This window comes from Microbacterium sp. MAH-37 (assembly GCF_009758255.1).
Lineage (GTDB): Bacteria > Actinomycetota > Actinomycetes > Actinomycetales > Microbacteriaceae > Microbacterium.
Genome location: NZ_WSEN01000002.1, coordinates 295343 through 320265, shown reverse-complemented (window position 1 = coordinate 320265; position 24923 = coordinate 295343). Strand labels below are relative to the sequence as shown.

General features: G+C 69.4%; 25 protein-coding genes and 1 tRNA gene. 17 read left to right on the top strand and 9 right to left on the bottom strand.

Features of this window, described 5'->3' with window-relative positions; genetic code table 11:
- Positions 1-27: 27 nt before the first annotated feature.
- From GON06_RS02065 to GON06_RS02030, 8 genes are all read left to right on the top strand, one after another.
- On the top strand, positions 28-2193 hold the full coding sequence (locus GON06_RS02065; RefSeq protein WP_157310606.1) for an RNA degradosome polyphosphate kinase: 2166 nt from the start codon (positions 28-30) through the stop codon (positions 2191-2193).
- Positions 2190-3152, top strand: a complete 963-nt coding sequence (locus GON06_RS02060) for an NUDIX hydrolase (protein ID WP_157310605.1) — start codon at positions 2190-2192, stop codon at positions 3150-3152. Before GON06_RS02065 ends, GON06_RS02060 begins: the two co-directional genes overlap by 4 nt.
- 143 nt (positions 3153-3295) lie before the next feature.
- Complete coding sequence (pstS, locus tag GON06_RS02055) at positions 3296-4402, top strand: phosphate ABC transporter substrate-binding protein PstS (RefSeq protein ID WP_332837079.1); 1107 nt, start codon at positions 3296-3298, stop codon at positions 4400-4402.
- An 85-nt stretch (positions 4403-4487) separates the two neighbouring features.
- Positions 4488-5432, top strand: a complete 945-nt coding sequence (gene pstC / locus GON06_RS02050) for a phosphate ABC transporter permease subunit PstC (RefSeq protein WP_157310604.1) — start codon at positions 4488-4490, stop codon at positions 5430-5432.
- Between the two features lies 1 nt (position 5433).
- Positions 5434-6522, top strand: coding sequence for a phosphate ABC transporter permease PstA (gene pstA, locus GON06_RS02045; protein WP_157310603.1), 1089 nt, complete (start codon positions 5434-5436; stop codon positions 6520-6522).
- 28 nt (positions 6523-6550) lie between these two features.
- Positions 6551-7330 (top strand): phosphate ABC transporter ATP-binding protein PstB, encoded by a 780-nt coding sequence (pstB, locus tag GON06_RS02040; RefSeq protein WP_157310602.1) that lies wholly within the window; start codon positions 6551-6553, stop codon positions 7328-7330.
- A 380-nt stretch (positions 7331-7710) separates the two neighbouring features.
- Positions 7711-8628 carry a type IV toxin-antitoxin system AbiEi family antitoxin domain-containing protein gene (locus GON06_RS02035; RefSeq protein ID WP_198346573.1) on the top strand — a complete coding sequence of 306 codons (918 nt, stop codon included), beginning with the start codon at positions 7711-7713 and terminating at the stop codon, positions 8626-8628.
- 373 nt (positions 8629-9001) lie between these two features.
- Entirely contained in the window at positions 9002-9880 is an 879-nt protein-coding gene (locus GON06_RS02030; RefSeq protein ID WP_157310600.1) for an aminodeoxychorismate lyase, read from the top strand.
- 106 nt (positions 9881-9986) lie between these two features.
- Here GON06_RS02030 and GON06_RS02025 read toward each other — a convergent pair whose 3' ends face one another.
- The gene (locus tag GON06_RS02025; RefSeq protein ID WP_157310599.1) at positions 9987-10616 is read right to left on the bottom strand and encodes a DNA-directed RNA polymerase subunit beta; all 630 of its coding nucleotides are present in this window, start codon (positions 10614-10616) and stop codon (positions 9987-9989) included.
- 936 nt (positions 10617-11552) lie between these two features.
- On the opposite strand from GON06_RS02025, the gene GON06_RS02020 reads away from it, so the two are divergent.
- The 7 genes from GON06_RS02020 to GON06_RS01990 all read left to right on the top strand — a co-directional run bounded on the left by GON06_RS02020 (position 11553) and on the right by GON06_RS01990 (position 18119).
- Positions 11553-11999 (top strand): pyridoxamine 5'-phosphate oxidase family protein, encoded by a 447-nt coding sequence (locus GON06_RS02020; protein WP_198346572.1) that lies wholly within the window; start codon positions 11553-11555, stop codon positions 11997-11999.
- A 73-nt stretch (positions 12000-12072) separates the two neighbouring features.
- The gene (locus GON06_RS02015) at positions 12073-12846 is read left to right on the top strand and encodes a hypothetical protein (RefSeq protein ID WP_157310597.1); all 774 of its coding nucleotides are present in this window, start codon (positions 12073-12075) and stop codon (positions 12844-12846) included.
- 26 nt (positions 12847-12872) lie between these two features.
- Entirely contained in the window at positions 12873-14318 is a 1446-nt protein-coding gene (locus GON06_RS02010) for an MFS transporter (protein ID WP_157310596.1), read from the top strand.
- Between the two features lie 138 nt (positions 14319-14456).
- Positions 14457-15428 (top strand): ABC transporter ATP-binding protein, encoded by a 972-nt coding sequence (locus tag GON06_RS02005; protein ID WP_157310595.1) that lies wholly within the window; start codon positions 14457-14459, stop codon positions 15426-15428.
- Between the two features lies 1 nt (position 15429).
- Positions 15430-16251, top strand: a complete 822-nt coding sequence (locus GON06_RS02000; RefSeq protein WP_157310594.1) for an ABC transporter permease — start codon at positions 15430-15432, stop codon at positions 16249-16251.
- 33 nt (positions 16252-16284) lie between these two features.
- Positions 16285-17511 (top strand): sensor histidine kinase, encoded by a 1227-nt coding sequence (locus tag GON06_RS01995; RefSeq protein WP_157310593.1) that lies wholly within the window; start codon positions 16285-16287, stop codon positions 17509-17511.
- Positions 17508-18119, top strand: a complete 612-nt coding sequence (locus GON06_RS01990) for a response regulator transcription factor (RefSeq protein ID WP_157310592.1) — start codon at positions 17508-17510, stop codon at positions 18117-18119. The genes GON06_RS01995 and GON06_RS01990 overlap by 4 nt, the downstream gene beginning before the upstream one ends.
- A gap of 11 nt (positions 18120-18130) precedes the next feature.
- On the opposite strand, the gene GON06_RS01985 is transcribed toward GON06_RS01990, so the two are convergent.
- The gene (locus tag GON06_RS01985; RefSeq protein WP_157310591.1) at positions 18131-18649 is read right to left on the bottom strand and encodes a CGNR zinc finger domain-containing protein; all 519 of its coding nucleotides are present in this window, start codon (positions 18647-18649) and stop codon (positions 18131-18133) included.
- 25 nt (positions 18650-18674) lie between these two features.
- Here GON06_RS01985 and GON06_RS01980 point away from each other — a divergent pair, with 25 nt between their 5' ends.
- Positions 18675-18890 (top strand): hypothetical protein, encoded by a 216-nt coding sequence (locus GON06_RS01980; protein WP_157310590.1) that lies wholly within the window; start codon positions 18675-18677, stop codon positions 18888-18890.
- Positions 18891-18899: 9 nt separating this feature from the next.
- Here GON06_RS01980 and GON06_RS01975 read toward each other — a convergent pair whose 3' ends face one another.
- A complete protein-coding gene (locus GON06_RS01975; RefSeq protein WP_332837078.1) occupies positions 18900-19547 on the bottom strand; it encodes an IMPACT family protein in 648 nt (215 codons plus the stop codon).
- Positions 19544-20125 carry a PadR family transcriptional regulator gene (locus GON06_RS01970; protein WP_157310589.1) on the bottom strand — a complete coding sequence of 194 codons (582 nt, stop codon included), beginning with the start codon at positions 20123-20125 and terminating at the stop codon, positions 19544-19546. The genes GON06_RS01975 and GON06_RS01970 overlap by 4 nt, the downstream gene beginning before the upstream one ends.
- Positions 20126-20200: 75 nt before the next feature.
- Between GON06_RS01970 and GON06_RS01965 the strand changes: the two genes are divergently transcribed.
- Positions 20201-20647, top strand: a complete 447-nt coding sequence (locus GON06_RS01965) for an SgcJ/EcaC family oxidoreductase (protein WP_157310588.1) — start codon at positions 20201-20203, stop codon at positions 20645-20647.
- A gap of 46 nt (positions 20648-20693) precedes the next feature.
- On the opposite strand, the gene GON06_RS01960 is transcribed toward GON06_RS01965, so the two are convergent.
- The 5 genes from GON06_RS01960 to GON06_RS01940 all read right to left on the bottom strand — a co-directional run bounded on the left by GON06_RS01960 (position 20694) and on the right by GON06_RS01940 (position 24731).
- Positions 20694-21230, bottom strand: a complete 537-nt coding sequence (locus GON06_RS01960) for a DUF1697 domain-containing protein (RefSeq protein ID WP_332837077.1) — start codon at positions 21228-21230, stop codon at positions 20694-20696.
- Entirely contained in the window at positions 21227-21805 is a 579-nt protein-coding gene (locus GON06_RS01955) for an isochorismatase family protein (protein ID WP_157310587.1), read from the bottom strand. Before GON06_RS01955 ends, GON06_RS01960 begins: the two co-directional genes overlap by 4 nt.
- A 74-nt stretch (positions 21806-21879) precedes the next feature.
- Positions 21880-21951, bottom strand: a tRNA-Thr gene (locus tag GON06_RS01950).
- A gap of 72 nt (positions 21952-22023) precedes the next feature.
- Positions 22024-23577: an alpha/beta hydrolase gene (locus GON06_RS01945; RefSeq protein ID WP_332837076.1), complete on the bottom strand. Its 1554-nt coding sequence runs from the start codon at positions 23575-23577 to the stop codon at positions 22024-22026.
- On the bottom strand, positions 23574-24731 hold the full coding sequence (locus GON06_RS01940; protein ID WP_157310586.1) for a DNA polymerase III subunit delta': 1158 nt from the start codon (positions 24729-24731) through the stop codon (positions 23574-23576). Before GON06_RS01940 ends, GON06_RS01945 begins: the two co-directional genes overlap by 4 nt.
- Between the last annotated feature and the right edge of the window lie 192 nt (positions 24732-24923).

The following is a 24923-nucleotide window of genomic DNA, read 5'->3' as shown; positions in this document are numbered from 1 at the left end:
GTCATCGGTCGGTGCAAGGATGTACCCATGATCGATCCCCTACTGGCAGACTCCGGGCTCGGCGACGCCGAGGACGACGACTTCGACGCCATCGAGGAACCCGACTCACTGCTGCCCGACCACCGGTACCTCGACCGCGAACTGAGCTGGCTGGCGTTCAATCAGCGCGTGCTGGAGCTCGCCGAGGACCCGACCCTTCCCGAGCTGGAGCGCGCGAACTTCCTCGCGATCTTCGCCAGCAACCTCGACGAGTTCTTCATGGTTCGCGTCGCCGGGCTCAAGCGCCGCATCCTGACCGGCCTCGCCGTGCCGACCAACGTCGGTCGCGCCCCCACCGACGTGCTCGCCGACATCTCCGCCGAGGCGCACGCGCTGCAGCTGCGGCACGCCGACGTCTGGACCTCCCAGGTCAGGCCGGCGCTGTCCGACTCCGGCATCGAGATCACGGAGTGGGACGACCTCACCGACGCCGAACGCGACGCGCTGGGCGAGTACTTCCAGGCCCAGGTGTTCCCGGTGCTGATGCCGCTCGCAGTCGATCCGGCCCATCCGTTCCCCTACATCTCCGGGCTCTCGCTGAACCTCGCGATCCGCATCCGCAATGCCCGTACCGGCCGTCAGGAGTTCGCCCGTCTGAAGGTGCCGCCGATGCTGCCCCGCTTCGTCGCCGTCCCCGGCGGCGGCGAGATCCTGCGTTTCATCCGCCTCGAGGAGCTGATCGCCAACCACCTCGGCGACCTGTTCCCCGGCATGGAGGTGCTCGACCACCATGCCTTCCGGCTGACCCGCAACGAAGACGTCGAGGTCGAGGAGGACGAGTCCGAGAACCTCATCCAGGCGCTCGAGGCCGAGCTGCTCAAGCGGCGGTTCGGACCTCCGATCCGCCTGGAGATCACCGACGACATGGATGACGTGACGCTCGAGCTGCTGCTGAAGGAGCTCGACATCACCGATCAGGAGGTCTACCGGCTCCCCGGACCGCTCGACCTGCGCGGCCTGTTCGACCTGTCCCGCATCGACCGGCCTGATCTGCGCTACGCGCCGCACGTGCCCACCACCGCGGTGGCGTTCCAGCCCGGTGACAGCAACGAGCGCCCCGACGTGTTCAAGGCGATCGGCAAGGCCGACGTGCTCGTGCATCACCCCTACGAGTCGTTCGCGACCAGCGTGCAGGCGTTCCTGGAGCAGGCCGCCCGCGACCCGCACGTGCTCGCGATCAAGCAGACGCTGTACCGCACCTCGGGCGACAGCCCCATCGTGCAGGCTCTCATCGACGCCGCGGAGGCGGGCAAGCAGGTGCTGGCCCTGGTCGAGGTGAAGGCACGTTTCGACGAGGCGAACAACATCGTCTGGGCGCGCAAGCTCGAGAAGGCCGGCGTGCACGTCGTGTACGGCCTTGTCGGGCTGAAGACGCACTGCAAGCTGGCCCTCGTGATCCGCGAGGAGGACGGCGTGCTGCGCCACTACTCCCACGTCGGCACCGGCAACTACAACCCCAAGACCAGCCGCATCTACGAGGACTTCGGCCTCTTCACCGCGGACCCGCAGGTCGGCCGCGATCTCACCCGCCTCTTCAACGAGCTGAGCGGCTACGCGATCGAGAAGAAGTTCAAGCGTCTGCTCGTCGCCCCGCTGCACCTGCGCCGAGGACTGCTGCGGCTGATCGACAAGGAGCGCGCGAACGCCGAGAAGGGCAAGCCCGCCCACATCCGCATCAAGGTCAACTCGATGGTCGACGAGCAGATCATCGACGCGCTCTACCGCGCCAGCCAGGCCGGCGTGCAGGTGGACGTCTGGGTGCGCGGTATCTGCAGCCTGCGCGTGGACCTGCCGGGGGTCAGCGACAACATCACCGTGCGCAGCATCCTGGGCCGCTACCTGGAGCACTCGCGGATCTTCGCGTTCGACAACGACGGCGACCCGCAGGTGTTCATCGGCAGTGCCGACATGATGCACCGCAACCTGGACCGCAGGGTCGAGGCGCTGGTGCGGGTCACCGACGAGGCGCACGTGCAGGAGCTCACGACGCTGTTCGACCGCGCGATGGACGACGGCACGAACTCGTGGCATCTCGAGGCCGGCGGCGTGTGGACACGCCACACCGAGGATTCCGACGGCAATCCGCTCACCGACCTGCAGGATGAGACCATGGTCCAGGTCCAGCGACGTCGGCGCAAGCGCGCGGTGCGATGATCCCCACGACGATCGCGCTGGCGTCTGACAAGGCCGTCTACGCGGCCGGATGCGTGGTGTGGCGGCTCGTCGACGGCAAGCTGCGCATCCTGCTCATCCACCGCACCAAGTATCAGGACGTCACCCTGCCCAAGGGCAAGGTCGATCCGGGCGAGACGCTCGCCGAGACCGCGGTGCGGGAGGTGCACGAGGAGACCGGCATCCGGGTGCTGCTCGGCGCACCCGTCGGCGTGAGTCGCTACTTCCTCAAGCCGAAGCGGCAGAAGGTCGTGCACTACTGGGCCGCGGAGGCCACCGACGACGCGATCCGGGCATCCACCTTCGTACCGAACCACGAGATCGCCGCGATCGAGTGGGTGAGCCTGAAGAAGGCGCGCGCCCATCTCAGCTATCCGGTCGACACCGAGATCCTCGACAACTTCGCGGGCCTGGTCGAAGACGGCGTGCTGCAGACGTTCCCCCTCATCGCCCTGCGGCACGGCAAGGCCGTCGCGCGTGCAGACTGGGACGGACCCGACGTCGAGCGCCCCCTCACGGGGCGGGGCGAGGCGCAGGCCAAGGCGATCGTCGGACCACTGCGGGCGTTCGGCGTGAGCAAGATCGTCACCAGCGACGCGGTGCGCTGCATGCGCACCGTGAAGCCCCTCGCCAAGGCGCTCGGCATCAAGCCGAAGAGGACAGATCGCATCGGGCAGGATGCCTGGGAGGCGGGCACCGCGGATCTGCGCGGAGTCATCGGCAAGCGCGTGCGGCTGCGCGAGGCCGCCGTGATCTGCAGCCACGGCCCGGTTCTGCCCGACATCCTGTCCGAGATCGCCCTCGCCACCGGGACCATGCGCGGCTCCTACGTCGCCAGCGCGAGCGCCCTCGAGCCGGGCGCGTTCTCGGTGGTCCACCTCTCGGCCACCAACCCCGGTTCCGGGATCATCTCGATCGAGACGCACGACCCTCAGGTCTGATTTCCCGCGGGTCGTCTTCTCGGCGCCGCCATCCGTTCACCTTCCGTTCACCCGCACGGGACAGTCTCGTTAACCGTCGCTCCTAACGTCACTGTGTGCCCTGCACCGGGCCCGAAACCCACCCACGATCGAACGGATCCACAGTGAAGATCTCCCGCATCGCCCGTATCGGCGCCGTCGGCGCCATCGCCGCTCTCGCCCTTTCCGGCTGCGCCGCGAACGAGGGCGCCGCGCCCGCGTCGTCCGACGCCCCCTCCGAGTCCGCGCTGAGCGGCAACCTGGTCGGCGGCGGCGCGACCTCGCAGGAAGTCGCCATCTCGGCCTGGACCAAGTCGTTCCAGACCTCCAACCCCGACGTGACCGTCGACTACGACCCGCAGGGCTCCGGCACCGGCCGCGAGTCCTTCGCCGCAGGCGCGTACACGTTCGCCGGCTCCGACCGCGCCTTCAAGAGCGACGAGCTGTCTTCGATGGAGTTCAAGGGCTGCGCCGCCGACTCGCCGATCATCGAGGTCCCGGCCTACATCTCGCCGATCGCCGTGATCTTCAACGTCGAGGGCGTCGACAAGCTCGACCTCGACCCGCAGACGCTCGCGGGCATCTTCGCCGGCACCATCACGAAGTGGAACGACCCGGCGATCGCCGCGACCAACCCGGACGCGACGCTGCCCGACCTGGCCATCAACCCCGTGCACCGCGCCGACAAGTCCGGCACCACGGGCAACTTCACCGACTACCTCGGCGCCGCAGCTCCGGATGCCTGGACCTACGGCTCCGTGGAGGAGTGGCCGATCGAGGCCGGCGAGGCAGCCCAGGGCACCTCGGGCGTCGTCCAGGCCGTCGAGGGCGGCCAGGGCACCATCGGCTACGCCGACGCCTCGCGCGCCGGTGAGCTCGGCACCGTCTCGGTGAAGGTCGGCGACGAGTTCGTCGGCTACTCGCCGGAGGCCGCCGCGGCCATCGTCGACCACTCGCCGCTGGAGGAGGGTCGCGCGGACGGCGACCTCGCGATCAAGCTCGACCGCACCAGCACCGAGGAGGGCGTCTACCCGATCGTCCTGGTCAGCTACCTGATCGGCTGCGAGGAGTACGCAGACGCCGCGCAGGCCGCGCTGGTGAAGGGCTTCTTCAACGTCGCGATCAGCGCCGACGGCCAGAAGGCCGCCGCCGAGGCATCCGGCAGCGCCCCCATCTCCGACGACCTGCGCACCAAGGCTCAGGCCGCGGTCGACCTGATCGTCACCAAGTGATCCATCGCGGCGGCCCGGCAGCGCACCTGCGCTGCCGGGCCGCCGCAGGCACGCAGACCACCCGACACCACACGAGGAGCCCTCGATGACCACCACCGCGAAGGCCGCCGCACCGGCGGCGACCGCGAAGCAGCGGCCAGGGGACCGCTGGTTCTCCGGGGCAGCGCTGTTCGCCGGGTCGATGATCCTCGTCACCCTGGCAGCCGTCGCGGTCTTCCTCGTCGTGCAGTCCATCCCCGGCCTGATCGCGACGCCCGAGGACGCCACGATCCTCAAGACCGACTTCTGGGGCTACGTCGCGCCGCTCGCGTTCGGAACCATCTGGGCCGCGGCCCTCGCGCTGCTGTTCGCGGTGCCGCTGTCGATCGCCGTCGCCCTGTTCATCTCGCACTACGCACCGCGCCGGCTCGCGCAGGGGCTCGGCTACATCGTCGACCTGCTCGCCGCGGTGCCCTCCGTCGTCTTCGGCATCTGGGGCATCGCCGTGCTCGCCCCCGCCGCTCTGCCCGTCTACACCTGGCTGAACCAGAACATGGGCTGGATCCCGCTCTTCGACGGGAACCCCTCCGGGCGCAGCATCCTCACCGCCGCGATCGTGCTGGCGGTCATGGTGCTGCCGATCATGACCGCGATCTGCCGCGAGATCTTCCTGCAGACCCCGCCGCTGCACGAGGAGGCCGCCCTCGCCCTCGGCGCGACGCGCTGGGAGATGATCCGCATGGCGGTGCTCCCCTTCGCCCGCGGCGGCATCGTCTCGGCCGCGATGCTGGGACTGGGCCGCGCACTCGGCGAGACCATGGCCGTCGCCATGGTGCTGTCCGCCTCCGGCGGCATCACCTGGCGTCTGCTCACCGCCCAGAACCCCAACACCATCCCCGCGAACATCGCGCAGACCTTCCCCGAGGCGTACGGCGTCAGTGTCAACGTGCTGATCGCGACCGGCCTCATCCTCTTCGTGGTCACGTTCCTGGTGAACGCCGCCGCCCGCTGGATCGTGAACCGCCGCAAGGAATTCTCGGGAGCCAACTGACATGACCCTCACCGCCACTCCCCCGGTCGCTCCGGCACCGGCCGCCATGCGCATCACGAACGGACACCTGCCGTCGTGGGCGCCGTGGGCCATCCTCGGCCTCGCGCTCGTCGTCTCCGGCGCCGTCTTCGGTGTGGTCGCCGTCAGCGGCGACGGCTTCAACATCGCCGGATGGCTGATCGTCGCCGCGCTGCTGTACATCGTCCTCATCGCCGTGATCTCGACGGTCGTCGAGGGACGCCGCAAGGCGACCGACCGCGTCGTCACCGGCCTCGTGAGCGGGGCCTTCCTGCTCGCGATGGTGCCGCTGGTCTCGGTGGCGATCACCGTGGTCGAGAACGGCGTCAAAGGCCTGTCCGCCGAGTTCTTCACCAACTCGATGCGCAACGTGGTCGGTGAGGGCGGCGGCGCGCTGCACGCCATCATGGGCACCGTCGAGATCACACTGGCGGCAGCCGTCATCTCGATCCCGATCGGCCTGCTCACCGCGATCTATCTCGTCGAGTACGGGCGCGGCCGCCTCGCGCGCGGCATCACCTTCCTCGTGGACGTGATGACCGGCATCCCCTCGATCGTCGCCGGTCTGTTCATCTACGCCCTGTTCGCACTGATCATGGGTCCCGGCATCCGCCTCGGGATCATGGGCGCGCTGTCGCTGGCCGTGCTGATGATCCCGGTCGTGGTGCGCTCCAGCGAGGAGATGCTGCGGCTGGTGCCGAACGAGCTGCGCGAGGCGTCCTACGCGCTGGGCGTGCCGAAGTGGCTGACCATCCTCAAGGTCGTGCTGCCGACCTCGATCGCCGGCATCGTGACGGGTGTCATGCTCGCCATCGCCCGCGTCATCGGCGAGACCGCACCGCTGCTGATCACCGCCGGGTTCACCGCGTCGATGAACTACAACCTGTTCGACGGCCGGATGATGACCCTGCCGGTGTTCGTCTACACGCAGTACATGAACCAAGGCATCCCGCCCGAGGCGTACGTGAACAGGGCCTGGGCCGCCGCGCTCGTCCTGATCCTCATCGTCATGGCGCTGAACCTCATCGCCCGCCTCATCGCCAAGTTCTTCGCCCCGGCCAAGGGCCGCTGAGCGCACCTTCTCAGACAAGGAACCCGATATGTCCAAGAGCATCGAAGTCAACGACCTCAACGTCTACTACGGCGACTTCCTCGCCGTCGAGGGCGTCTCCCTCGACATCCAGCCGCGCAGTGTCACCGCCTTCATCGGCCCGTCCGGCTGCGGCAAGTCGACCTTCCTGCGCACCCTCAACCGCATGCACGAGGTCATCCCTGGCGCCCGCGTCGAGGGCGAGGTGCTGCTCGACGGCCGCGATCTGTACGCTCCCGGCGTCGACCCCGTGCTCGTCCGCCGTCAGGTGGGCATGGTGTTCCAGCGCCCGAACCCGTTCCCGACGATGTCGATCAAGGAGAACGTCCTCGCGGGCGTGAAGCTCAACAACAAGCGGATGTCGCGGTCGGACGAGGACGCCCTGGTCGAGCGCTCGCTGGTCGGCGCGAACCTGTGGAACGAGGTGAAGGACCGCCTCGACAAGCCCGGTTCCGGCCTCTCCGGCGGCCAGCAGCAGCGTCTGTGCATCGCACGCGCTATCGCGGTCTCGCCCGAGGTGATCCTGATGGACGAGCCGTGCTCGGCCCTGGACCCGATCTCGACCTACGCGATCGAGGAGCTCATCGGCGAGCTGAAGAACGAGTACACGGTCGTGATCGTGACGCACAACATGCAGCAGGCATCCCGCGTCTCCGACCGTACGGCGTTCTTCAACATCGCCGGCACGGGCAAGCCCGGCAAGCTCATCGAGTACGACGACACCGCGACGATCTTCACCACTCCGTCGGTGCAGGCCACCGAGGACTACGTGTCGGGGCGTTTCGGGTAAGCAGGGGTCGCCCGCGGGTCGGCCGCGTCGGCCGCGTCGGAAGTCACGGACCGTCTGCCCGCGACACGGCGTGTTCCGCGACCCGAGCCTTCGGCACGCCCCGCGGCGGCCGGATCGTCTCTGATCTCCATACGAGTTCCACCCCGGTCCCGACGCTCGCTACCGCGCTGATCGACCCGTGGCGTAGGAGATCACAGACGGTTCGCCCGCGACACGGCGTGTTCTGCAACCCACGACCATCGACACGCCGTGCGACGACCGGATGACCAATGGGTCCCCGCATCCGAGTTCCCCTCCTCATCTCCAGGCACCCCGTCGGTTGTCCTCATTCGTGGGGTATGCGGGCATCCGTCGTGCCCGGCGACACCGACGATGTCGGAATGTCCGTCGTGTCCGTCCTCACCGCCTTCGGCCGGATCGCCCGCACCTCCGAGCTCAAGGCTCGGGGTGTCACCGAGCGTGAGCTGACCTGGTCGGTGCGCTCCGGCGAGGTCACCCGCATCCGACAAGGCCTGTACGCCCTACCCGGCGTCGATCCGATCATGATGCACGCGGCCGAGCACGGTGGTGCGCCCGGATGCACGGATGCCGCGCGGCTGCACGGGCTGTGGGTCCTCGCGGACGGCGAGCGCCACATCTGGCTCGGCACCGCGGGCAACCGGCACGGCGGATGCAAGGACTGCCGGTTCCACTGGGACGAGGGTCTGGTTCAGACCGGACGGCTGCCGCCCGTGCACAACGTTCTGCTGCAGATCGCGAAGTGCGCGGGCGAGGAGACCTTCTTCGCCGCATACGAATCCGCGTTGCGCTGGTCGAAGATCTCGCCCGGGGGCATCGCCTGGCTGTGGAAGCACCTCCCGGTGAGGATGCGCTGGCTGCTCGACTTCGCGCAGAGCGATGCCGACAGCGGTCTGGAGTCCCTGGTGCGCCTGCGACTGCGCCGGTTCGGAATCCGCCTTCGCCGCCAGGTCGCGATCCGCGGCGTCGGCGAAGTTGACTTCGTGTACGGCGGATGGCTGATCATCGAGTGCGACGGCCGCGAGAACCATGAGCGCGAGGCGGAGCGGCACAAGGATCTGATGCGGGATGCGGCGGCGGCCGCGCGCGGATACGAGACGCTGCGCTTCGACTATTCGATGATCGTGCACGATTGGGCCGTGGTCGAGGCGGCTATCCTCGCCAAGGTGCGCTCAGGATCTGTCGATCCTCGTCGGAACTCACAGGCTACTGGGATGGACGACCGCGTGTCGGCCCGGCAGGCCGCACGAAACACCGCACCGCGGGCATTCGATCCGTAGAATCCGACGGTCGCGGGGCTGCCGACGATCTCGTAGGCGAATGCCGGTGATCACGGACCGCGCGCTCGCATCTCGGCACCCGTCCGTGGGCCTCGGTTACGCGCGCGGAGATCACAGAGGATCCGAACGGCCCGCGGCGTGCCAGGTTACACAGCCCAACGACGCACCGTACGCGGAGCATCCCATCCGTGATTTCCGATCCGGATGCCGGGCCGACAGCCGATCACAGACATGAAAAGACCGGGCCGCAAGAACGCCTCTCGGCGGAAGGCCGCTCGAAGCGGCAGAAGTTGGAGCCCGGGGTTATGCGGCCCGGCCGATCTAGTGTAACGCGTGTGGCGCCGAGGTATTCCCGGAGTCCTAAGCTCGTGTCATGGCCACCCGTTTCGCCCTCATGATCGTGCCCGCCGAAGCCGATGAGGAGCGCGCGGACTTCTCCGATTCGTTCCGCGCCGTGGATGCCTCGGCGCCGGCGCTCAGCGTCGGAGAGCTCAGCACGCAGCGGGGCGACGGCGTCTTCGAGTCGATCGGGGTCGTGGACGGGCACCCCCAGGAGGTCGAGGCGCATGTGCAGCGCCTCGCGCACTCCGCCGAGCTCTGCGAGCTGCCCCCTCCGAACCTCGAGCAGTGGCGGCAGGCTGTCGCGGTCGCCGCATCCGAGTGCCCCAGGGGCGAGGCCGTGATCAAGCTCATCCTCAGCCGTGGCGTCGAGCACGGACCGACGCCGACGGCCTGGGCCACGGCGACGAGGGCCGGAGATTTCACCGTGCCGCGCACCGACGGCATCCGGGTCGTGACCCTCGACCGCGGCTACGACATCGGCGCGGCGGAGCGCGCTCCGTGGCTGCTGCTCGGAGCGAAGACGCTGTCGTACGCGGTCAACATGGCCGCCATCCGCGAGGCGCACCGCCGCGGAGCGAACGACGCCGTGTTCCTCAGCTCCGACGGCTTCGTGCTGGAGGCGCCGACCGCATCGCTGATCCTGCGCTTCGGCGACCGTTTCATCACTCCGGCGCCGTCCGGCGGCATCCTGCACGGCACGACGCAGCTGAGCGTCTACGAGCACCTCGCCGCACGTGGGTTCGACGCCGGATACGCGCAGATCCCGGCATCCGATCTCGCGAAGGCCGATGCCGCATGGCTGGTCTCCAGCGTGCGTCTGGCTGCGCCGATCGTCGCGATCGACGATCGCGTCCTGCCCATCGACCCGCTGACGACCGAGATCAACGCGTTCCTGCTCAGCCCGCGCTGAGCGCGTACCCGAATTCGGATCGCAGACGGAACACGCCTTCGAAACAGCCGGATGCTACGGCGCGTCTTCTCCGGCATCCGAAGTTCGGCACGCGGCCGCGCCCGGCTCAGGTGAGCATGCCGGCGCGCCAGGCTTTCGCCGACGCCGTGAGGTCGTCGGCGTACGAGCTCAGGCGCGCCGCTCGACGGGTCAGGTCGCTCGCGCGCTCCGGCTCGGTGAGCTCGTAGTCGTCGGCGGTGTGCGTCGCGCCGGATGCCTGCACCCTGCAGAACGATGCGGCGCGATCCAGCGCAACGGCGAAGTCGCCGCGGAACGCTCCGCGCATGATCGTGTCGATGAGGGAGACGAGTTCGTCCGGGCTCGCGGGAGCGGGCGCACCGGCGATCACGGCATCCGCGCTGCGCAGCTCGACCCGGCCGCGCTCGTACAGCAGCGCAGTGGTGGTCGGGTCGCCGTGGATCGCTGCCTGCACGAGGTACAGCCGCCACAGTGCGCCCGGCAGCGAGCGCGAAGTCGCCTTCGACCACAACTCGGCGATCTCGTCGATCCCGTGTTCGCCGGTGTACGCGATGAGGCGTTCGGCGCTCACTCCGCTGTCGTCCGCACGCACGCGCGCGAGCAGAGCGGATGCCGTCGCATGCGCGATCCGCGTCTCCTCGGCGGGGTCGTGCGACCCGACAAGATTGTCGAAGGCTGCCGAGGGACGGCGCTCGGGGCGGTGGAACTGCGCAGGCATCGCACCAGGCTACGCGCGATGCCCGAACGGGGCGCCCAGTCGTTCCCTCTAGACTGGAAGGACACGGGCCTCTAGCTCAGTTGGCAGAGCATCGGACTTCAACAGAATAGGAGCGCCTCGGGGGAAACCCCGAGGATGACACCACTCAAAGTCGGGGAACCCTTCCTGGGAGACCAGTTGGCAATCCCGAGCCAAGCCGAACCCAGTTCGGAAGGTGTAGAGACTGGACGGGTGGCACCTACAGCGAAAGCCAAGGTGAAGGGACAGTCCAGACCACGAACGCCCACCCGGGCGGCGGCGAAAGCCGAAGTGGCAGGTTAATCCGCGGGTCGTGGGTTCGAGCCCCACGGGGCCCACCGTGTAGTTGAACACCGGACGCGATGTCGGTGCCCGACGATACCTTCTTGATGAGGCGTCGTCGGGAGAGCATATGGACAAGCGATGTGGCACGTGTGGTCGCGCGCTTCCTCCGAGCGCATTCAACCGGAAGTCTTCACGCCCCGACGGGCTCCAGGAAGTCTGCCGCGAGTGCAACAGGGCGTCGTCTCGGAGGTATTACGCCGAGAATCGCCAGCACCACATTTCGGTGATCCGGGCCAGGAACAACGCCCAACGCGACCTCAGCAGAGCACATGTCGCACGATACTTGAGCTCACATCCCTGCGTCGACTGCGGCGCCTCCGACATCCGAGTGCTCGACTTCGATCATCGGCCCGGAACGGAAAAACGCGACGGCGTGATGCAGCTCGTTCGCAACGGATTCAGCATCCCGATCGTGGACGCCGAGATCGCGAAATGCGATGTGCGATGCCGCAATTGCCACGCGATAGTCACATACTCGTCTGAACGCGCACGTGGTCGGCGAGAGAACGCGCGTCCTCGAACACAGACTCATCGTCCCACCCGGCGTTCGCTAAGGTCTCCAGCATGCACGCCGTGACCACCCCCGCCCCGCACGACCCCGTCCCGCACGACCCCGCCTCGATCGCCGCGTTCGTCGACGGGATCGGATGCGGGGTCGTCGCGACCGTCTCCCCCGGCGGCGCGCCGGAGGCCGCCCTGGTCGGCCTCGCCGCGCTCGAGGACGGCACCCTGATCTTCAACACGCCAGATGCGGCGCGCAAGGTCGACAACCTGCGCACCAGCCCGCGGGTCGCGGTGGTCGTGAGCCAGGACGACGTGAGCCTGCAGATCGAGGGCGCAGCGACCATCACCGCCGGTGCCGAGCGCGATCGGTACGGCCGAGCCTACGAGCGCCGCTTCCCCGGATCCCGAGCGTTCGCGGACGGGTTCCTCGTGGTCGCCGTGCGCCCCGACTGGGTGCGGGTCTACGACGCCGGCATGCGCCCGGCACACGTCGCCGAGGCCGCCTGGCGAGACTGATCTCAGGTAGTTCGGAATACCCCCCTGGGGTATTCCGTTCCTCCTCTTCGAATCATCCATTCGAGGAGGAAACATGGACATCATCGGCACGTCACTCTCCCGCGACGGGTATCTGCTGACCGAGGTCGGCGCCCCGGCGACCGCGGGCGAGACGGGAACGCTGTCGTTCACCATCCGCGATGCCGACGGCACCCCGGTCACGGCGTTCGCGCAGAGCCACGGCAGGGCACTGCACCTGATCGTGGTCCGCACCGACGGCACCGGCTACCGCCACCTGCACCCTGAACTCGACGCCGCGAGCGGCGTGTGGTCGACGACGGTGACCTGGGATGCCGCGGGCTCGTACCGCCTCTTCGCCGACGCGACCCCGCTCGGCGCCGACGGCGTCACCCTCACTCGCACTATCGACGTCGAGGGCGACCTCCGACCGGCCAAGCACCGCGGCGAGCGCCGCCACGTCACCGTCGACGGCATCGAGGTGCACCTCGACGGGACGCTGCGCACCGGCGACGGCGGCGTGCTGACCGCGACGGTCTCAGAGCACGGGCATCCGGTGCAGCGCCTCGAGCCCTATCTCGGCGCCTACGGCCACCTGGTCGCGCTGCGCGAGGGCGACCTCGCGTACCTGCACGTGCACGCGCTCGGTGAGACCCCGGCGGCGGGCGACCTCTCCGGCCCCGAGGTCGCGTTCCATGCATCCGCTCCGACCGCCGGCCGCTACTTCCTCTTCCTCGACTTCCAGGTCGACGGACGCGTGCGCACCGCCTCGTTCGTCGTCGAGGCTTCGGGCGCGGCCCCGACGGCGACCGCCGACCATCACGAACACCACGCAGTCCACACCCACTGACCCGACCATCACGACTGGAGAAGATCATGACCTCATCCCCCGCCCCGAGCCGCCGCCGATGGTGGGCGCTCGGACTCATCGCCATCGCGCAGTTCATGGTGATCATGGACACCTCGATCATCGGCGTCGCGCTCCCCCGAATGCAAGAGGATCTCGGCTTCACCCCGAGCACCCTCTCCTGGGTGTTCAACGCCTACGTCATCGCCTTCGGCGGTCTCCTGCTGCTCGGCGGCAGGCTCTCCGACCTGTTCGGTGCCCGCCGACTGTTCGTCACCGGTTGGATCATCCTGCTCGTGGGCTCCTTCATCGCCGGCGCTGCGGGCGATGCGACCATCGAGCTCGTCGGACGCGTCGTCCAGGGCGCGGGAGCCGCGCTCATCGCCCCGTCGGCACTGACATTGCTGATGATGCTCTTCGGAGCTGATCCGAAGGAGCTCACGCGTGCACTCGCGCTCTACGGCGCCGCCGCTCCTGCCGGTGGCACCGCCGGTGTCTTCCTCGGCGGCCTGATCACGCAGTACGCGTCCTGGCCCTGGGTGTTCTACATCAACATCCCGATCGCCCTCGTCGCCGTCTTCGCCGCCCGCTCGCTGCTCCCCGGCGGAGCATCCGGCGCTCGTGGCGGCATAGATCTGCTGGGCGCGCTGACCGCCACGCTGGGCTTGGGCGCGCTGGTCTACGGCATCGTCCGTGCTCCCGAGGCCGGCTGGGCGGCGCTCGAGACGCTGATCGCGATCGGCGGCGGCGTGGTGCTGCTCGCGCTGTTCCTCGTGATCCAGTCCCGCTCCCGCAGCCCGCTGATGCCGCTGTCGATCTTCCGCGCGCCGCGGCTGGGCGCCGCGAACCTCGCGCAGTTCTTCCTCGGCGGCGCGTGGATCCCGATGTGGTTCTTCCTGAACCTGTACCTGCAGCAGGTGCTCGGCTACAGCGCGTTCCCCAGCGGCGCGGCGCTGCTGCCGATGACGGCCCTCATCATGATCGGCATGATCGTGCTCGCACCGCGGGTGATCGCGCGGTTCGGCATGAAGACGCCGATCGTCGCCGGACTCGTCCTGCTGGCGGCCGGACTCGGATGGCTGTCGCTGGTCCGCCCGGACGGCAACTTCCTCGTGGACGTGCTGCCCGGTTCTCTGGTCGCCGCGCTCGGAATGTCGCTGGCCTTCATCCCCTCGCTCGGCACGGCCATCTCGGCGGCCCGCCCCGAGGAGGGCGGACTGGCCTCCGGCATCGTGAACACCAGCTACCAGGTCGGGTCCGCACTCGGCCTGGCCGCGATGACCGCCCTGGCGGCCTCGTTCGGCGCGGAACAGCTCGGCGACCTGCCGGCACTCACCGACGGGTACTCGGCGGCGTTCCTCGGATCAGCGGCAGTCGCGCTGGTCGGCGGACTGCTCGCGCTGGCCTTCTTCCGCCGCACACCGGCGGCGACGCCGGCTCCGGCCGCCGAGCCGGCTCTGGACACGGCCGGCTGACCGGCACCTGGATGCATCGGATGCGGCGGTTCGCGACAGCGGATCGCCGCATCCATGCGCCCGGGCATGACGGATGTCATGCCCGATCCATGACATCGTTCATGACGCGTCGGGCTCCGGCCGCCGAAGACTGGAGTCATGACACAGACAGCCACCACATCGGCATCGTTCACGCCGAGTGCCGCGCCGCAGGCATCCGCCGCGTCCACGCTCCCCGCGATCGCGGCCACAGGCCTCACGAAGACGTTCCGCGGCGTCACGGCCGTGGACGGCGTCGACCTGCGGGTCGGCCAGGGCGAGGTCGTCGCATTCCTCGGCCCGAACGGCGCCGGCAAGACAACCACGATCGACATGCTGCTCGGCCTCTCGCAGCCCGACCGCGGCGAGGTCAGCCTGTTCGGCCTCACCCCGCGTCAGGCGATCGGCCGCGGCCTCGTCTCGGCGGTGATGCAGACCGGCGGGCTGCTCAGCGACATCACCGTCCGCGACACGATGAAGCTCACCGCATCGCTGTTCGCGCAGACCACCGGGATCGATGCGGCGCTCGAACGAGCCGGCATCCTCGACATCGCCGACCGGCGCGTGTCCAAGTGCTCCGGCGGTCAGCAGCAGCGACTGCGTTTCGCGATGGCGCTCGTCTCCGATCCCGGCCTGATCGTGCTCGACGAACCGACCACCGGCATGGATGTCGAGGGGCGCCATTCGTTCTGGCAGGCCATCCACGCCGACGCCCAGCGCGGGCGCACCGTGCTGTTCGCGACGCACTACCTCGAGGAGGCGGATCAGTACGCCGACCGCATCCTGCTGATCCGCAGGGGGCGGATCGTCGCGAACGGCACCACCGCCGAGATCAAGGCGATGGCCTCGGGCCGCACGATCGAGGCGGAGTGGGCGGTCGCGGATCAGCTCGCTCTGTCCCGCCTTCCGGGCGTCGACTCCGTCGAGGTGCGCGGAACGCGCGTGATCGTGCGCTCCGGCGACTCGGATGCCGTGGCGCGCTACCTGCTGGGACAGACCGACGCCCACGACGTGACCATCACCGGCCAGAACCTCGAGCAGGCGTTCCTGCGACTGACCGGTGACGACGACGAGACCTCCGAAGGAGAATGACATGACCACCTCAGCTCTCGGGCGTCTCGACGCGATCGACCCGTCCACCCGCCGCGCCCCCGGATACGGAGGTTTCAGCTGGACGTTCCTCTCCGTCGAGCTGAAGCGCCTGTTCCGCAATTCGACGGTCGTGATCTTCACGCTGATCTTCCCCATCGCGATGCTGGTCGGGGTCGGCCTGCCGAACAAGGACGTGCCGATCAGCGACGTGCCGATCTCGCAGGGCGGGATGTCCGCGGCCGTGCCGATCATGATCTCGATGGCCGTCTACGGAGCGATGATGGCCAGCACGATGACCGGTGTCACGGTCGCGGCCGAGCGCACCCAGGGCTGGAGCCGGCAGCTGCGGCTGACCCCGCTGAACCCCGTGGTGTACATCCTGGTGAAGGTGCTCTGCGGAATGGTGCTCGGCGGCATCGCCGTGGCCGTCACGCTCATCCTGGGCGCCGCACTGGGCATCACCGCCCCGCTCGGCAGCCTCATCCTCGCCGGTCTGCTCGCCTGGCTGAGCTCACTGATGATGACGAGCCTCGGTCTGGCCGTCGGCTACGCCTTCCCGGCGCAGAACGCGATGCGGTACCTCGGTCCGATCCTGCCGATCCTGAGCTTCATGGGCGGACTGTTCCTCCCGCTCGCGCTGCTGCCCGAGGGCGTGCAGATCGCGGCGAAGTTCACCCCGGTGTGGGGCATCGCGAACCTGTCGCAGTCGGCGATCATGGGCATCGCACCGGATGTGTGGGCTCTGCCGAACCTCATCATCTGGTTCGTGCTGTTCACCGGCTTCGCCGTGCTGATGTTCCGCCGGGACACGAAGCGCGTGTGACCGGTACGGTGACGAGCACGAGAGGATGAGGGCATGAGCGAGCAGCGCGACGACGACCGGGCCGCCCTGCACCGTGATGTCGAGCACGCCGTGCGGAGCGCGGACTGGATCCCCTCCCCCTCGGACGATCGCGTCACCCGGGGCGGCTCGGCCCTCGCCCGCGGCCTGACCTGGCTGCGCGATGCACTGCTCGCCCGCGGCGCCCGCCGGTGGTACTCCGGCGCCTCCATCAGCGTCGGCATCACGATCCTGTTCTTCCTGCTGCCGCTGGTGCAGGGCGAACCCCCGCACACGGTCGTGCTGTGGACTGTCGCGCTCGCGGTGTTCGTCGTGCTGTTCCTGGCCTCCGCGCCGATCGCGATGGCGCTTCCCGCTCGCTGGCGGTGGGTGCCGGCGACGGTGCTGCTGCTCCTGTCCACGGTGTTCGCGCTCGAACTCGACTCGGGGTTCACGGGCCTCTGGGCGTATGTGGCGGTGTCCTACGCGATCTCGCTGATGCAGCCGCGCACGTCGCTGCTGATCGTGATCGGACTCGCACTCGCCGCGTTCGGCCTCGCCGTCTGGCAGCCCCTCGGCGACCTGCCCGCCTGGGCTATGCCGCTGATCATCCTCTCCACCGGCGTGCTCATGGTCGCGTTCGCGCGCAACATCGCGACGCTGCGCCTGCTGCATGCCACACGCAACGAGCTCGCGGCGGTCGCGGTCGAGGAGGAGCGCAACCGCGTGGGTCGCGACATGCACGACATCCTCGGGCACTCGCTGTCGGCGATCGCCGTGAAGGCGGACCTCGCCGCCGCGCTGTCCGAGCGCGACCCGCAGGCGGCGGCACGAGAGATCCGCGAGGTGCAGACACTCGCGCGATCGACACTCGGCGACATGCGCGCCGTGGTCTCGGGATACCGGCAGGTGCGGGTCGCGAGCGAGCTCGCCTCCCTGCGCACGCTGCTGCCGGCAGCCGGACTGATCCCGCATCTGCCGACGACGACCGACGAGGTGCCGGAGCAGAACCGCGAGCTGTTCGGCTGGGTGCTGCGCGAGGCGGCCACGAACGTCATCAGGCACGCGCAGGCACGGCAGTGCTGGGTCACGCTCTCCCCGCACCGGATCACGGTGGAGGACGACGGCATCGGACCTGCAGAGGATGCCGGAGACGAGGGCAACGGGCTGCGCGGCCTGGTCGAGCGGGTGCAGGACGCCGGCGGCGCGGTGCGCATCGGCCGCTCGCGCCGCGGCGGCTTCCTGCTGGAGGTGAGGGCATGACCGTGCGGATCCTCGTCGCAGACGACCAGGCGCTCGTCCGTGGCGCCCTGGCCACCCTGCTCTCCCTCGAGGACGACCTCGAGGTCGTCGCCGAGGTGGGGCGCGGGGACGAGGTGCTGGATGCCGCGCGCGAGCACCGTCCGGACGTCGCCCTGCTCGACGTCGAGATGCCCGGTATGGACGGACTGACCGCCGCCGCACGGCTGAAGCGGGAGCATCCCGGCATCCGGGTCGTGATCGTGACGACCTTCGGGCGCGCGGGCTACCTGTCGCGCGCCCTCGCGGCGGGCGTGACCGGCTATGTCGTCAAGGACACGCCGTCGGCAGAGCTCGCCGACGTGGTGCGACGCGTGATGCGCGGCGAACGCGTGATCGATGCGGCGCTGGCGACCGACGCACTCACCGCCGGGCAGTCCCCGCTGACGCCACGCGAGACCGACGTGCTGTCGGCAGCGCGCGGCGGCGGAACGATCGCCGACATCGCCGCCGAGCTGCACCTGTCCGAGGGCACGACCCGCAACTATCTCTCGTCCGGCATGCAGAAGCTCGAGGCGCGCACCCGTGCAGACGCCGCGCGCATCGCCGAGGAGCGCGGCTGGCTCGGCTGAGCGCCCGGTGATCAGGCCTTCCGCGCCCGATGCCTTCGCACGGCGTCGCGATTGGCGCAGCGCACCGAGCAGTAGCGCTGCCTGCCGTTGCGGGTGACGTCGACCACGACGTCGCGGCAGGGGGAGGCCCCGCAACGACCGAGCCGCCCCATCCCCCGGCCCGCCAGGTGCAGGGCGGTGCCGACGCTGAACACCGCCCCGAGCACGAGCGGCAGCGTCGCTGCGTCGTCGCGGTAGTGCAGGTGCCAGCCCTCGCCGTCATGGTCGGTGAGCTGCGGGTAGGCGCCTCGTGCGGCCATCTGCCCGTTCAGCAGCCGCGCGCGCTCCGCGTCCGTGTCGGCGTCGACGACCCGCAGCCACTCGTCCAGCACCGCACGCGTGGCCGTGTGGTCGTCGGGCGAGACGGCGAAGACCATGGTCATCCCGAAGTCGCGGGTCCGTTCCTCGATGCCGTCTCGCGTCTCCGGCCAGTCGTTCGCCAGCGAGGCCGCGAGCAGCACCGCGTACTCACCGTAAGGGTTGAGATGCATAAGAGCATTACATCATCGTGGAGACATGACCGCATCCCGCACCGCGCCGACCCCTACTCCCGCCCCGCCGCACAGCCATGAGCACGTCTGGACCACGGAGTCACGGCACCGCACGTCGGAGGGCGTGATCGTCTACGTGCGGTGCGCGGACTGCGGCGCGCGGCGGGTCGATCTGTTGCCCTTCTGCGGGCTGCCGCCGGCCGCCGCGAGCCGCACCGCACCGGCTCCGCCCGCCGCCTGATCTCCCCCGTCAGCGCGGGACGTCGATCACGCGCGAGGAGCCGGTGACGAGCGGATGCCACGCCCCGGCCGACAGCGCCGCGACATTGGCCTCGAGAGAGTGGAGCTCATCGGCGGGCGCCCACACCTCGAAGACCGCGTCGGCCGCGTAGGCGATCTCCCCGAGCACCGCACCGTGCGCGCCCACCCATTCGCGCAGCGCGTTGTCGAAGCGGCCGGCCTCCGCATGCGGGACGGCGACCGTCGCCTGCGCCAGCAGCATCCGATCGCGCAGCGCAGCCAGGTCGAGCGCCTCCGACACTGCGGAGGAGTACGCACGTGCCAGTCCCCCGGCGCCGAGCTTCACTCCGCCGAAGTAGCGAGTGACCACGGCGACCACGTCTGTGAGCTCACGGCGGCGCAGCACCTCGAGCATCGGCATGCCTGCGGTGCCGGACGGCTCGCCGTCATCGGACGACCGTGCGCGATCGCCCCGCAGTCCGGTGACCTGCGCGGAGCAGTTGTGCCGTGCATCCCAGTACTTCTTCTTGAGTGCCGCGATCACCTCGTCCGCCTCTTCCGGCGAGCCGACCGGCGCGACGTGGGCGAGGAAGCGCGACTTCTTGATGACGAGCTCGTGGTCGACCGCGACTGCGATCGTGGCGGGATAGTCGGTCACGTCGGCAGCCAGCCGAGCTCGCCCGAATCCAGGCGCGCGGCGATGTCCGCGAACCACTCGCGCTCGGCGACGAGCTGGTGGCGGTCGTACTCCGCCTCGATGAGCAGGATCGGCGGGAGGTCTGAGGCGGCCGCGAGATCCGTCGCGGCGAGCGCGAGCGCGGCATCCAGCGCGGCGACGCGCGCATGCACGGCGACCACGGCGTCGCCCCGGCCGAGGATTCCGAGGAACGACAGCGCAGCGACGGTGACCGTGCGATCGGCCTGCGGTGTCGACACGAGCGCGAAGACGCGCCGGCGGGCCTCCGCTCGCCCGGCGTCGGTGAGCGCGAACACGGTGCGCTCCGGGCGCCCGCCCGCCTGCTCCGAGCCGATGGGCTCGATGAGATGGGCCGCCTCGAGCCGCTGCACGGCGTGGTAGATGCTGCGCGGGGCGCCGCTGACGAAGTCCTTGCGCGTCTCGACCACGAAGCGATGGATGTCATACGGATGCCGCGGTCCGATCGTCAGCAGAGCGAGCACGGTGAGCGCGGGAAGATCGCGCTCTGCGCGGGTCAGCGGGCGGTTCGGCTCGGTCATCCCTGCGAGTCTAGGGCTTGACACAGATTAGTGCACCCTGCACTATTTTAGTGCAACTTGCACTAAGGAGATGACATGGACGACTACCCCGCAGGGATCGACGAGACACTGGACCGCATGCGCAGCGCGTGGGATGCCGGCGACGCAGCGGCCTACGCCGAGGAGTTCACCGAAGACGCCAGCTACGTGATCTTCGCCGGACTGATCAGCACAGGCCGCGACGAGATCCGCGCAGACCACGTGCCCGTCTTCGAGCGCTGGCAGCGCGGCAGCCGCATGTCGATGACCGTCCTCGACGTCAGGATGCTCGGAGCGGATACCGCCGTCGTCGTGACCGAGGGCGGCATCGGCAAGGGGCGCGGCGGCCGGCGTGCAGGCGGCATCCGACACGACAAGGTGCAGACCTACGTGCTCGTGCACGAGGGCGACCGCTGGCGGTGCGCGGCATTCCAGAACACGAAGCGCAACCGGCTGTTCGCCGCAGTGAACGCTCGCGAGAAGCAGCGCCTGGCCGCGGCCTGACCGGTTTCAGCGGGGACGGCGTCGTCGTCTCCACCGACCTGGACGACTAGGCCGGCTGTGCGGTCAGCTCGGCGAGCGTGCGCACCGTGCGGAGGTTCCGCGCGGTGCCCGCGACGCCGAGGGCACGATCCAGCACGGGTCCGGTGAGCTTCGTGGACTGCACGCCCCCTGAGCCGTAGTCGATCCAGAGGTCGTCGCCGACGAGGGCGATCCGCTCGCCCGGCTGCAGCCGCGGTGTCAGCGCCTCCACCGCATCAGCTGCGGCGGGACCGTCCAGGAACATCGCGTGCAGCATCTTCTCCGCCGCGGCATCCGGGAACGGGTTCTCTTCGAGCGCCGCGACCAGCTCATCATGAGTGCGCTGCACCACGGGGGTGTCGACATCGAACTCGGCGGCGATCAGCGCCCGCACGGCGTGCCTGTCGACGGGGAGGTCGCAGATCACGTTGCCGCTGGCGATGTAGGTCTTCACGTTCTGCAGCCCGAGCCGATCGGCGAGCAGGGCGCGCAGTTCGGCCATCGGTACCCGGTTCCGGCCGCCGACGTTCACCGCGCGCAGCAGCAGCGCACAGCGCTCGGTCACGCGCCGCTCTCGCTGAGTTCGGCGCCGGCGTGCGCGAGCTCGGCCAGCGCGGCGGCGCTGGAGTCCTCCCCCACCCCTGCGACCAGGTCGGTGAGGATGCGAACATGCACGCCGTGCGAGACGGCGTCGAGGGCGGATGCCCGCACGCAGTGGTCGGTGGCGATGCCGACGACATCCGCCTCGACGATGCCGTGCGCGGCGAGGATCTCGGCGACGGTGGCGCCGTCGTCGGCCGTGCCCTCGAACATCGAGTAGGCGGGACGCCCCTGCCCCTTGCGCACGTGGTGCGTGATCGCCGCGGTGTCCAGCAGCGGGTCGTAGGCCGCACCCTCGGTGTCGGCGACGCAGTGCACCGGCCAGGTGTCCACGTAGTCGGGCTCCGCGGAGAAGTGCCCGCTGTTGTCGCCCTCTGCATCGTGCCAGTCGCGCGAGGCGACGATCACGGCGTAGTCGCCGGCGCGTTCGGCGAGCAGGCGCGAGACGCCGGATGCGACGGCGTCGCCGCCGTCGACGGCGAGTGCGCCGCCCTCGGTGAAGTCGTTCTGCACGTCGACGACGAGAAGTGCTCTGGCCATGGCTCGAGCCTACGCCGGGCGGCGTCCCCGGGTACGAGGAAGGCCCGGGATGCTGCATCCCGGGCCTTCTTCGGAGCCACCTGTCAGATTTGAACTGACGACCTGTTCTTTACGAGGGAACTGCTCTACCCCTGAGCTAAGGTGGCCTGCACCGCGAACCGCGGCACGATCAACGATCTTACCCTGTCAGAGGCGGTGCCGCGAAACCGAGCCGCCGATCACCCGCACCGCAGACCGTCCTTCGGCACCGTACTGTCGAGGAGGAACGACTCCACGGCGTCGTCCACGCAGGAATTCCCCTTGTTGTAGCCGGTGTGTCCCTCGCCGACGCGAGTGATCAGCACGCCGTTCTCGAGCTGGTCGGCGAGCGACACGGACCAGTCGTACGGCGTGGCGGGGTCGTTGGTCGTCCCGACCACGAGGATCGGTCCGGATCCCGGCGCGGTGATCTTCTCCCGCACGCCGGTGGCCGGGTACGGCCACTGCAGGCACGGGTCGGGCGCGCTCCAGTACGGGGCCAGCGTGGGCGCCCCCTTCTCGACCTTCTCGCGCGCCGCCTGCTCGTCGGCGGGATCGGTGTCGACCGGATAGTCCATGCAGTTGTAGGCCGAGAACGCCTCGGTCTGGTTGTCGGCGTAGGTGCCGTCCTCGTCGCGGCCGTTGTAGCTGTCAGCGAGGAAGAACATCTGCGTCGGGTCGCCCTGCAGTGCGCCGCTCAGCGCCTGGCTCAGGTAGCCCCAGTAGTCCTGGGAGTAGAGCGCCTGAATGATGCCCGTCAGCATCGTGTCGGCACCCATCAGCCGCCCGTCGCCGCCCTTGAGGGGATTGCGGTCGACGGCGGCCAGCAGAGCGGAGAGGTCGGCACGCGCCTCGTCGACGGTGCCGTTGAACGGGCATTCCCTGCCGGAGACGCAGTCCTCGAGGTAGGCGGTCAGCGCCGATTCGAACCCGAGCGCCTGAGTGGTGCCGACCTCGAGGCCGGGAACCGACGGATCGATCGCTCCGTCGAGCACCAGATGCGTGGCCCGTTCTGGATAGAGCTTCGCGTAGGTGGCGCCGACGAAGGTGCCGTAGGAGTAGCCCAGGTAGTTCAGCTCCTTGTCGCCCAGCACCGCGCGCAGCAGGTCCATGTCGCGGGCGGCGTTCACCGTCGTGACGAACGGCAGGATGCCGCCGGAGTTCTCATCGCAGGCCGTGCTGAACCCCTTGTTGCGGGCGTTGAGCTCCGCCTCCCAGGCCGGAGTGTTGCGCGGGGACTTCGGGATGCCGTAGAGGAACTCGTCCATCTGCTCGGCGTCGTAGCAGGTCACCGCCGTCGACTCGCCGACTCCGCGCGGATCGAACCCGACCACGTCGAAGGAGTCGATGAGATCGGGACCCACCGCGTAGTCCAGGCTGTCCCGCACGAAGTCCTTGCCGCTCGCACCCGGACCGCCGGGGTTCACCAGCAGCGACCCCTTCGCGGTACCACTCGCGCGGTGCCGCACGATGGCCAGCTCGATCTCACCGTCATCCGGGTTCTCCCAGTCCAGCGGCGCCTTGACGTCCGCGCAGTCGAACGACGGGCCGCAGCTGCTCCAGTCGATCTCCTGGCCGTAGAACGGCAGCAGATCGTCCGCGACGCCTGACGTGTCCGGCGTCTTCGACGCCGCAGGGGCGGACTCCTCGGGGATCATCGAGTACAGGCATCCGCTCAGCACGAGTGCCGCCGTGGCGGCACCGGCCACGACAGCGGCGATCCGGCGCAGCCTGGAGGTCGTTCGGTTGTTCACGGCGTCCTTCCACTCGTGACTGTCACGAGAAGGCTCTCCAGGGCGAGCAGCGGGGCGACGTTGCGCTCCAGCGACTCACGGGTGTCGGCGAGATGGTCGAGCACGGTCAGGGTGCGCTCGATCGGCCAGGATTCGGCGATGGTGCGCAGCTCGGACTCGAGCTCGCGATTGATGAGGTCGTCGCCGCGGCCGTACTGCAGCATGATGACGTCGCGGAACATCGACTGCAGATCGGTGAGCACCCGGTCGATGCCGTCGCGCAGGCTGCGCGTGGCGCGCTTCTTCTGGTCGTCCTCGAGCGCCGAGATCTGAGTCCGAAGGGCGGGCGGCACGGCCTGCCCCTCGGCGATGCCGACGGTGCGCAGCAGAGCGGCGCGCTCGGCGGCGTCGCGCTCGGCCGTGAGCGCCTTCGCATCGTCGGTCGCCGCCTGGATGACACGGCCGGCGACGTCGACCGCGTCCCGCACTCCGCGCACGCCGAGCACCGCGCGCAGCGTCTCGTCACGGCGGCGCCGAGCCGCCTCGTCTGTGGCGAGGCGCTGGGCCATGCCGATGTGGCGCTGCGCGTGGCGTGCCGCCTGCTCGGCGATCTGCTCGTCGACACCGGTGCGCTCCACGATCAGGCGTGCGACGTCCGCGGCATCCGGCTCGCGCAGGCGCATCGCACGCACCCTGGATCGGATGGTGGGCAGCAGATCTGCCTCGCTGGGGGCGCAGAGGATCCACACCGTCTGCTCGGGCGGCTCTTCGAGCGCCTTCAGGAGCACGTTCGAGGTGCGTTCGACCATGCGATCAGCGTCCTCCACGACGATCACGCGATAGCGGCCCGCGGAGGGCGCGAAGTAGGAGCGCGCCACGAGGTCGCGCGCCTCCCTGATCGTGATGAGCACCTTCTCGGTGCGCAGCGCGGTGACGTCCGGATGCGTGCCGGCGAGCACCTGCCGCATGGTGTTCTCGTCGTCGGGGCCGTCCGCGATGAGCGCGGCGGCGAAGGCGTACGCGAGCGTGGAGCGCCCGGATCCGGGCGGGCCCGTCAGCAGCCAGGCGTGCGAGAGCGCCGCAGGATCGGAGGCCGCCTGACGCAGCGTCTCGACTGCGGCGTCCTGCCCCCAGACGTCCGTCCACGGGAACGGAGCGAGCGTCGTGGGGGTCATGGACTCCAGCCTAATCGGAGGGTACGACGCCCGCCGGTCAGAGCAGCGGCGCTGCGCGCCTCGGCGCGGGCGGGTCAGGCGCGCGGGGGCGCCGCCGCGCTACACGATCTCGCTCGAGCTATGCGAATACGCGCCACACGAGCAAAGAACAGCAGCGCGACCCGGATCGGACGCAGAGAACAGCAGCGCGAG

What these genes read in the sequence shown, in the direction of transcription:
- GON06_RS02035 (WP_198346573.1), top strand. Translation starts at nt 7,711, where the DNA reads ATGTCCGTCGTGTCCGTCCTCACCGCCTTCGGCCGGATCGCCCGCACC.
- GON06_RS01940 (WP_157310586.1), bottom strand. Translation starts at nt 24,731, where the DNA reads ATGACCCCCACGACGCTCGCTCCGTTCCCGTGGACGGACGTCTGGGGG.
- GON06_RS02005 (WP_157310595.1), top strand. Translation starts at nt 14,457, where the DNA reads ATGACACAGACAGCCACCACATCGGCATCGTTCACGCCGAGTGCCGCG.
- GON06_RS01955 (WP_157310587.1), bottom strand. Translation starts at nt 21,805, where the DNA reads ATGGCCAGAGCACTTCTCGTCGTCGACGTGCAGAACGACTTCACCGAG.
- pstB (WP_157310602.1), top strand. Translation starts at nt 6,551, where the DNA reads ATGTCCAAGAGCATCGAAGTCAACGACCTCAACGTCTACTACGGCGAC.
- GON06_RS02060 (WP_157310605.1), top strand. Translation starts at nt 2,190, where the DNA reads ATGATCCCCACGACGATCGCGCTGGCGTCTGACAAGGCCGTCTACGCG.
- GON06_RS02025 (WP_157310599.1), bottom strand. Translation starts at nt 10,616, where the DNA reads ATGCCTGCGCAGTTCCACCGCCCCGAGCGCCGTCCCTCGGCAGCCTTC.
- GON06_RS01965 (WP_157310588.1), top strand. Translation starts at nt 20,201, where the DNA reads ATGGACGACTACCCCGCAGGGATCGACGAGACACTGGACCGCATGCGC.
- GON06_RS01995 (WP_157310593.1), top strand. Translation starts at nt 16,285, where the DNA reads ATGAGCGAGCAGCGCGACGACGACCGGGCCGCCCTGCACCGTGATGTC.
- GON06_RS02010 (WP_157310596.1), top strand. Translation starts at nt 12,873, where the DNA reads ATGACCTCATCCCCCGCCCCGAGCCGCCGCCGATGGTGGGCGCTCGGA.
- GON06_RS01970 (WP_157310589.1), bottom strand. Translation starts at nt 20,125, where the DNA reads ATGACCGAGCCGAACCGCCCGCTGACCCGCGCAGAGCGCGATCTTCCC.
- GON06_RS02000 (WP_157310594.1), top strand. Translation starts at nt 15,430, where the DNA reads ATGACCACCTCAGCTCTCGGGCGTCTCGACGCGATCGACCCGTCCACC.
- pstC (WP_157310604.1), top strand. Translation starts at nt 4,488, where the DNA reads ATGACCACCACCGCGAAGGCCGCCGCACCGGCGGCGACCGCGAAGCAG.
- GON06_RS02030 (WP_157310600.1), top strand. Translation starts at nt 9,002, where the DNA reads ATGGCCACCCGTTTCGCCCTCATGATCGTGCCCGCCGAAGCCGATGAG.
- GON06_RS02065 (WP_157310606.1), top strand. Translation starts at nt 28, where the DNA reads ATGATCGATCCCCTACTGGCAGACTCCGGGCTCGGCGACGCCGAGGAC.
- GON06_RS02015 (WP_157310597.1), top strand. Translation starts at nt 12,073, where the DNA reads ATGGACATCATCGGCACGTCACTCTCCCGCGACGGGTATCTGCTGACC.
- GON06_RS01990 (WP_157310592.1), top strand. Translation starts at nt 17,508, where the DNA reads ATGACCGTGCGGATCCTCGTCGCAGACGACCAGGCGCTCGTCCGTGGC.
- GON06_RS01985 (WP_157310591.1), bottom strand. Translation starts at nt 18,649, where the DNA reads ATGCATCTCAACCCTTACGGTGAGTACGCGGTGCTGCTCGCGGCCTCG.
- GON06_RS01980 (WP_157310590.1), top strand. Translation starts at nt 18,675, where the DNA reads ATGACCGCATCCCGCACCGCGCCGACCCCTACTCCCGCCCCGCCGCAC.
- pstA (WP_157310603.1), top strand. Translation starts at nt 5,434, where the DNA reads ATGACCCTCACCGCCACTCCCCCGGTCGCTCCGGCACCGGCCGCCATG.